General features: G+C 63.0%; 6 protein-coding genes and 1 tRNA gene. 2 read left to right on the top strand and 5 right to left on the bottom strand.

What is annotated here, in order from left to right:
• The first annotated feature begins 315 nt into the window (after positions 1 to 315).
• Positions 316 to 1,773 carry a sodium:solute symporter family protein gene (locus tag ACWKY3_RS12365; RefSeq protein WP_449316683.1) on the top strand — a complete coding sequence of 486 codons (1,458 nt, stop codon included), beginning with the start codon at positions 316 to 318 and terminating at the stop codon, positions 1,771 to 1,773.
• 5 nt (positions 1,774 to 1,778) lie between these two features.
• Here ACWKY3_RS12365 and ACWKY3_RS12360 read toward each other — a convergent pair whose 3' ends face one another.
• Together ACWKY3_RS12360 and ACWKY3_RS12355 are read right to left on the bottom strand one after the other, a co-directional pair.
• Positions 1,779 to 3,281: a sodium-dependent transporter gene (locus ACWKY3_RS12360; protein ID WP_449316684.1), complete on the bottom strand. Its 1,503-nt coding sequence runs from the start codon at positions 3,279 to 3,281 to the stop codon at positions 1,779 to 1,781.
• Between the two features lie 167 nt (positions 3,282 to 3,448).
• Positions 3,449 to 3,994 (bottom strand): DUF308 domain-containing protein, encoded by a 546-nt coding sequence (locus ACWKY3_RS12355; protein WP_449316685.1) that lies wholly within the window; start codon positions 3,992 to 3,994, stop codon positions 3,449 to 3,451.
• 739 nt (positions 3,995 to 4,733) lie between these two features.
• Here ACWKY3_RS12355 and ACWKY3_RS12350 point away from each other — a divergent pair.
• Positions 4,734 to 4,810, top strand: a tRNA-Met gene (locus ACWKY3_RS12350).
• A 163-nt stretch (positions 4,811 to 4,973) separates the two neighbouring features.
• On the opposite strand, the gene ACWKY3_RS12345 is transcribed toward ACWKY3_RS12350, so the two are convergent.
• The 3 genes from ACWKY3_RS12345 to ACWKY3_RS12335 form a co-directional block, all read right to left on the bottom strand.
• Positions 4,974 to 5,435 (bottom strand): hypothetical protein, encoded by a 462-nt coding sequence (locus tag ACWKY3_RS12345; protein WP_449316686.1) that lies wholly within the window; start codon positions 5,433 to 5,435, stop codon positions 4,974 to 4,976.
• 253 nt (positions 5,436 to 5,688) lie between these two features.
• Positions 5,689 to 5,868, bottom strand: a complete 180-nt coding sequence (locus ACWKY3_RS12340) for a hypothetical protein (protein ID WP_449316687.1) — start codon at positions 5,866 to 5,868, stop codon at positions 5,689 to 5,691.
• Between the two features lie 385 nt (positions 5,869 to 6,253).
• Positions 6,254 to 6,880, bottom strand: coding sequence for a metallophosphoesterase (locus ACWKY3_RS12335; protein ID WP_449316688.1), 627 nt, complete (start codon positions 6,878 to 6,880; stop codon positions 6,254 to 6,256).
• Between the last annotated feature and the right edge of the window lie 163 nt (positions 6,881 to 7,043).

Genomic DNA, 7,043 nt, shown 5'->3' with positions numbered 1-7,043 from the left:
ACATCTGGTTCAACGGCTTCATGAACCCGTTCGTGCTGGGCGCGCTGGGCGTTGCCGGCAACGAGTACGTCACCATCAAGGAGTTCACGAAGTCCGCGTACGCGTACGCCGTCATCGCCATCGTGGCCATGATGGGCAGCATCCCGCTGTGGATGGCCATGGGCCTGTGCTGAGCAAGCCGTTTGAAGCGTCTCGCCCCGCCAGCGCGATCTGGCGGGGCCTCCGGCTTCACCACGCCTCGCCGTTGCTGCAGCCCACCTGCTCCCTCGGCGCCGGCGAGGCGTGGCGAAACGAGTTTCTTGGAGAGGAGTCCGCATGAACATCCCCCTTGCCATGCTTGTCCTGTACATCGTTCTCACCGTGGGAATAGGCGCCGTCGTGGCGGCGCGCGGGAAGGTGTCGTCCCGCCAGTTCCTCACCGCGCAGGGAAACCTTGCGTGGTACATGATCGTCCCGCTTCTGTTCGCCGAGATGATGGCGGGGGCGGCCACCATCGGCAAAGCCGCCACCGGGTTCACCACCGGCATATCGGCTGTGTGGGTAAACTGGGGCATGTCCATCGGCATGATAGTGTTCATTGTGTTCGCGGCGCGGTTCTACCGGGCCATGCACAGAAAATACGACATTTTGTCCGTGCCGGAGGCATTCCGGTTCATGTTCGATGAGCGCTGCCGCGCCGTGATGCTCATCATCGTGGTGGTGACGTACTGCTTTCTGTACTCGTCCCAACCCATCAGCGCCGCAGCGCTCATCGCCCCCATGACCGGCCTTGACCCCACCCTCCTGGCCTGGATGGTGTCCGCGCTGTTCATCTTGGTCACGTTGATGGGAGGCATGCGGGGCTTGGCCATCATGAACATCGTGCACATGGTGGTCATGTACGCGGGGCTTGTCGTGGCCACGTCGGGCAGCCTGAACATGGCCGGCGGCCTGGCGGTCCTGCAGGAGCAGCTTCCCTCAAGCTACTTCGACCTGCTGCAGCCAGATCCCTGGTCAACCTTGGCAAACGCCATCGGCATCGGCATCAGCTTCCTTGCGGCGGCCACGATGGTGACCGCCTCCATATCGGCCCGATCGGCACGCGACATGGGCATTGGGGCTTGGGGAGCTGCGGCCATCGTCATCCCGTTCGCCACCCTGCCCGCCATCATCGGCATGTGCGGCGTGCTGGTCATGCCCGACGCGGACCCGAACTCCATCCTGTTCTCCATGTCAAATGCCCAAGGCCCCGTCGTGGGAGGCGTGGTGTCCATGGCTATTGCAGCCGCCATCTGGTCTTCGGCACCCGCCGCGTTGCTGTTCGTCTCCAACACGCTCACGCAGGATTTCTACGCCGTCGTGCGACCGCACAGCACCGACCGCCAACGCCTTGCGTTCTCGCGGCTCATGGTGGTGGCGCTGGGAATCGTGTCCACGTGGCTGGGACTGAACGCCTCCTCCATCTTGGGGCAACTCTACGCCGCGTTTCAGATTCGCTCGGTGGTGGGCGTTGTGCTTCTGGTTGCCATGGTGTGGCCGCGCGTGAGCAGCACAGCGGCGTTCTGGTCGATGCTTGGCGGGGGCGCCATTGCGGCCATCTGGCATTTCGCCGGCAATCCCTGGGGCGTTGAGCCGCTGTGGCCCGCGTGCGGATTCACTATCGTCGTGCTGGGGGCGCTGACGCTTGTTAGCAGGCAGCAGGTCTCGGAAGGATACCTGCGTTACAAAGCCGCCCGCGACGAGCTAGCCGAAGCCGAGGGGAGAGCGGTGCGCGAACGGAAAACGAGCCGCTGACCGCCCTACGCCAAGCCCAGCCACACGCTCACTTTGGGCACGTAGCCCATCACGAAGATGATCACGATGAGCGCGGGAATGCCGTACTTGAGCCACGGGCGCGCCCACACGGGAAACCTCGCGCCCTTGCCCGCGTCGGCCTCGGCAAGGAAGCTCTCCCAACCCCAGCCCTTGCGCGTGGTGCAGAACAGCACGAACAGCAGGCTGCCCAGCGGCAGCATGTTGTTCGACACGATGAAGTCCTCGATGGACTGGATGTCGCCGATGGCCGGAATGGAGATGTCGGAAAGCACGTTGAACCCGAGCGCGCACGGAAGGCTGAGCACCGTGACCAGCACGGCGTTGGCCAGCACGGCGCGCCGGCGCGTCCATCCCCATTTGTCCATCGACCAGCTGATCAGGTTCTCGAACACGGCGATGACCGTCGACAGGGCCGCAAACGCCATGAACACGAAGAACAGCGCGCCCCACACGTTGCCAAGCGGCATCTGCCCAAACACCATGGGCAGCGTGACGAACACAAGCGACGGACCTTGATCGGGGCTGACACCGTAGGCGAAGCACGCCGGAAAGATGATGAGGCCGGCCAGCACGGCGACGACGGTGTTGAGCGCCGTCACGGACACGGCCTCGCCTGTGAGGCTGCGCTCGCGGCCGATGTAGCTGCCGAATATCTCCATCGCCGCAATGCCGAGCGACAAACTGAAAAACGCCTGGCCCATGGCGGCGTACACGGCCTCGCCGAACGTGCCCCACTGCTCGGCAAAAGTGGTGCCCGCAAACAGACGCGAGAAGTCGGGAACAAGGTAGAACGCAATGCCCTCGCCCGCGCCTGGCAGCGTGACGGCGCGCACGCAGAGCAGCAACATGACCACGAACAACGTGGCCATCATCCATTTGGTGACGCGCTCGACGCCCTTTTGCAGGCCCATGCTGCAAATGACGAAGCCGATGGCGATGGCGGCCAGCATCCACCCCACCAGCTCGCCGGGATTGGCGAGCATGGCATTGAATATCTGCCCGGTGGCCGCAGCGTCGGCAGCGCCGAACGTGCCCGAGGCCATCTTGGGAATGTAGGCCAGCATCCAGCCGCACACCGTGGTGTAGAACATCATGAGGATCATGCAGCCGACGTATCCCCACCACGAAAACCAGTGCCAACGCCGCGAGGGCTGCAACGCGTCGAACGCCTGAGCGGCCGATTTCTGGCTGGCTCGGCCCACGGCGAACTCCATCACCATGACCGGCAACCCCAGGATAACCAAAAACACCAGGTACATGAGCACGAACGCGGCGCCGCCGTACTCGCCCACGATGTAGGGGAACCGCCACACGTTGCCCAAGCCAATGGCGCAACCGGCGCTGATCAAGATGAAGCCGAGCCGCGATGCGAACCGCTCGCGCCCGACCGGCTGCGCGCCGACGGCGGCCTCACCAACGGTCGAGCGCGCGCCGGCGGCCTCACCTACGACCGAGCGCGCGCCGGCAGTCCCCTGCTCCTTGTCCATACCACACTCCTCTTGCGATCGCTTGCGCGAAATTGCTCAAAAATTGCGTCAAGATTTTAGCGCAAGAACGCAGTCGGAAGAGCCTGAATGCGGAAACGCCGGCGCAGGAGCGCGCCGCCGAGGCGCGCCCGCGCCGCGAATGGGGAGCACGGCCCTGCGCCGAATGGCTACAACTCCTTGGACAAGCGGGCAAGCTTGCGCTCGATAACCAGATCGGAGACGCCCTTCGCAACAAGCAGCACGCCGAGCACCAACACGAACATGGCGGTGGTGGCAAACGGGTTGGCGATGATGACGATGCCCCCGATTGCAACGGCCACGCTCACGAGCATCGCAACCACCCAGACGCCGCCTTGGTACGCGCGCAGCTCAAGCGATCGAACGGCGTTGACCACGCCGCCGATAAGCAGCAAAACGCCCAGAATCAGCGAGAAGAACCCCGCAACAACCTGCGGAAACATGAACACGAGCAAGGCAAGGACCAGCAGCACCACCGCATTGGCGAGCACCAAGGGGGAGCGATAGCGCGGGCCAGCCGAGCGCAGGTAGGCAACGAGCGAAGCCGCGCCCGACACCGCTAGGTAAACGGCGAGCATGTACACAACGGCGATGGCGGTGACGCCCGGCAAAAACGCCAGCAGCAACCCCAAGACGATGGACAAGACCGCCTGGGCGACCATGTTCGAGCGAACCGCATCGAGAAATGTTTTCATAGGAGAGCCTCTTTTCCAAAGGTAGCAGAAGACGCATGGCCCCTTTCAGGCGAGCGCCCACCATCCACTATACACGCCTTGGGGGCGCGAGGGGCGCGGAGAGCGACAACGATACGAAAGGGTAACGCGCTGATCGGGAGGCTTGGGGCGGGCGGCTGAGTTGGCAGGCCGGATTGGGAGGTTTGGGGCGGGAGGCCGGGTCGGGCGGCTGGGAGCGAATCGGCAGTTGGAGTAGCTGGACGGTTGGGGCTGGCTGGCGAGATGATCGCGTCATCTTGGGCTGTCCTCGGACCGCCGTAGGATCGTCGGCGCCACAGCGCGCCTGCATCACCCGCCCGCGCATCCTTCCACGTCACAAACTCAACGCCGCAAAGCCGTGCAAGCCCCGTCATCTCGAGTTCGCTCGCCCCTGTCACCTCCCCGCCCACGATCCGCGCATAATCCGCGCCACTCACCCGCCCATGATCGGTTAGTACTGCGATGGGTACGGAAAGCTAGGGGCACCTACCGCGACTTCCCGCCCGCGATCCCTCGCCCGACTTCCCACCCAAACCAACCCCTCGTCCACCACCCGCGCATGCCGCGCACCGCGCATCGCCGCTCGCCCGCATGGCGCATGATTGTGTTCGTTTCATGGTGGGCAAACTAACACTTGAAGCCGCAACGCAGCATGGGTATTATTTGTTCTTGCCGCTTTTCCTGCCTGAAGCGCTTCGTGCAGGAAGGGTAGGCGCAATGATGCGGGGTGGAGCAGTCTGGTAGCTCGCCGGGCTCATAACCCGGAGGTCGTAGGTTCAAATCCTGCCCCCGCGACCAGCATTTACACAGGTCAGCTTACTGATTCAAGTAGCTGGCCTGTTTTCTTTTGTCTCGCAGCAGGCATGCTCCCTGATGCCCTCAACGACGCGCTGTGCCTTCTTGTGCTTCTTCTTGGTGGTGCCGTCCTCTTGCTTCTTGTCGAAGGTGGGCGACAGGCGCGCTAGCGCATGACGTCAGTTTCGTAGGGCTCGTTTTCGGCCTGCTCATCTCCGTAAGACTGCAGGTGCATCACCCTGCACGAGTCGCTGCAGAATTGCTTCGTGTTGCGTTGTTGCTCGAAGAAGCGGTGACAGTGCTTGCACACGCCAATGGCTCCGACTCTCTCCTCCTTGCTAAGGCCGTCTGCGAAGTAGGACCAGGCTTTGGACAGGATGGTGTGGTGATATTTGTAGGTAGTGAGATCACATTCGTTTATCATCTTGCGCTCGCCGGACATGAGCAGCGAGAACGCCGTGGAGACATACGACCTGACTGCGCTTTCCATGTCAGCGGGCTTGTGGAGATGCATCTGTTTGATGGCCACGTGGGTGCTGAAGCCGAGAAGCACGTTGCCTGTGTTGTTCTTGAGCTTCTCATAGTAGTCGTGCAGGAAGACCGGCTCCTCAGCGTCGATGGTGCGCATCTCAGCCTTGCGGTCGCCTACGGGAAGGCCGTGTTCCTCTAGCGAGTTTCGACCAAAAAAGCAATCCGCATGGTATGATGCCGTCAGTAAGCCCGCCTGGCCTCTGCTTTCGAGCATGCACACTGGCGGGTTTTTGCCGCTCTAAGGACCTTTTCCCATGAAGTACACGAAACCGTTCCTCACATACGAGCAGCAAGCCGACCTACTGATGGTCGAGCACGTCGAGGTCTACATGCGCACCCAGCTCGCCTACCTACTGGCGGAGCAGACCGGATCGTTCGGCTTCCTCGAGCGCGGAAACCTGCCCAGGCTGAAAGGTGACGCCTACAACAAGTACCTGCGTGTCGAGGCCCAGGGCGTCCAGCGCGGCATCGCCGGCTGGCGCGACCACCCACTTGTTGGCGCGCGCTATGGCGCGGACCACTTCGTCCACGCTCGCGGGGACCTCGGTGTCGAGGAGCCGCTTTTCTCGGGGACGTAGCAGACGCCCCGGACGACGCGTGCTATCTCCCCGCTTTTCTCGATATATGAAGATTGAGGCGAATCGTCCTGGCAACTATCAAGCGGGCTGGTTCGGATGATTGCGCAGGATTGCCCATGGGGACAAATTGCCCCGGCGGTTGCGGCGTCCATCAGCCCCCCTCTTCCAACGTCGCCAGCATGGCGCGCAATCGCGAAAACGGCACCGAGCGCATGCTCCGCCTCGAAATACGCCAGAGCATGCAGGGAAGGCGCGCCGAAGCCTTGACGACACCGCAACAACCGCATCGCAGGCAGGCGATGAAGGGAGTCCCGCGCCGCCTTGAACAGCAGAGCGCCTACCAGCGCTTTTCATTCCCTGGATCGGCAGGCTCGTCGGTGCCTTGCAGCACTGCCCTCTCCCAATCGGCGCGACGGACCCGGGGACGGTGCTCCACTCCCTTGAACCACGCCAGCACGTGGTCGAGCGAAACGGGCTCGTAGCCGTTGGCGTCCACCCCCACGTCGTAGCGCAGCAAACGCTGAGCGCGGCACCATTCGTTGTAGGCGCGGCTCGCGTGGATGTGCCCGTGCAGATGAATGGACCCGTGGGCCAGCGACGGCCAGTCCATCAACGGGTAGTGCGACAGGATGAGCTTGCGGCCCCCGTCTATCTTGACGGTGCAGATGAGCGGTTCCACGACGAACGTGCCGGCCACGCCGGGCTGCGCCCAATCCTTGTCGTGGTTGCCCGGCACCAGGCGCACGTTGCGGCAGGCGATGCGACGGCGCCAAGCGGCCGCCTGCTCGCGGGTGATTTTGAACGAGAAGTCGCCGAGGATGTAGAGGACGTCGTCGGAAGCGACGTGCGCGTTGATGCGGTCGACGAGCGCTTCGTTCATAGCGTCAACGTCGGAAAACGGCCGCCCTGTGAATTCGACGGCTTTGGCGTGCCCTAGGTGAAGGTCGGATGTGAACCAGATCATGATACGCTCCTCGGCAATGCGGGCCACCACTATAGCGAACGAGCGCTGCGCAGGCAAGCTTCACGCGCATCCGCCCGTCGCAGCTACGCAAGCGACCCCGTTTCGGTAAATATCGTCGAAAAATTCTCGTCCGTTACCGTAGTGACGCAAGGCTATCGTCAAG

The organism is Rubneribacter sp. (assembly GCF_965361815.1).
This window is presented reverse-complemented; position numbering and strand designations above follow the sequence as displayed.

Bases quoted from the DNA above. Each gene is read 5' to 3' on its own strand.
- ACWKY3_RS12365 (WP_449316683.1), top strand. From the start codon at position 316: ATGAACATCCCCCTTGCCATGCTTGTCCTGTACATCGTTCTCACCGTG.
- ACWKY3_RS12360 (WP_449316684.1), bottom strand. From the start codon at position 3,281: ATGGACAAGGAGCAGGGGACTGCCGGCGCGCGCTCGGTCGTAGGTGAG.
- ACWKY3_RS12355 (WP_449316685.1), bottom strand. From the start codon at position 3,994: ATGAAAACATTTCTCGATGCGGTTCGCTCGAACATGGTCGCCCAGGCG.
- ACWKY3_RS12345 (WP_449316686.1), bottom strand. From the start codon at position 5,435: ATGCGCACCATCGACGCTGAGGAGCCGGTCTTCCTGCACGACTACTAT.
- ACWKY3_RS12335 (WP_449316688.1), bottom strand. From the start codon at position 6,880: ATGATCTGGTTCACATCCGACCTTCACCTAGGGCACGCCAAAGCCGTC.